The organism is Vibrio sp. 704 (assembly GCF_033339295.1).
Genome location: NZ_JAWOUH010000904.1, coordinates 1 through 542, shown reverse-complemented (window position 1 = coordinate 542; position 542 = coordinate 1). Strand labels below are relative to the sequence as shown.

1 protein-coding gene is annotated in these 542 nt (G+C 50.4%); it reads left to right on the top strand.

Annotation, left to right across the window (positions count from 1 at the left end):
- Window positions 1-542: FGGY-family carbohydrate kinase (locus tag R7R24_RS29795; RefSeq protein WP_318120600.1), on the top strand; the 542-nt coding region annotated here is incomplete at both ends.

Below are 542 nucleotides of genomic sequence, written 5' to 3'. Positions count from 1 at the left end.
CGACATGTATGCCTGGTTCAAAAACGTCTTAATGTGGCCACTACAGGCTTATGCCGAACACAATCTAGACTTTGCCTTAACTGCCGAAGAAGTTGCTTCAGAACTTTTGCCAATGCTCTCGCAAGCTGCCGAGCAGCAAGGTATCGACCAATATACTCCGGTTGCAATGGATTGGCTCAATGGCCGCCGAACCCCTTACGCAAACCAGCGTCTTAAAGGTGCCATTTGTGACTTAAACCTTGGTAGCTCATCGCCTGCAATTTTCTCCGCACTCGTAGAATCCACTGCGCATGGCGCAAAAGCGATCGTCGATTGCTTTATAGAACAAGATGTCACTGTCGAACGCGTCATCGCCATTGGTGGCATTGCGCAAAAATCCCCTTACGTGATGCAAATGTGCGCCGATGTGATTGGTCGCGACATCATCGTGGTCGAATCAGATCAATGTTGCGCATTGGGGGCAGCTATTTTTGCAGCCGTCGCAGCTGGCGTTTACCCGACGACTAAATCAGCACAAGCCGTGATGGCAAGTCCTGTTCGTC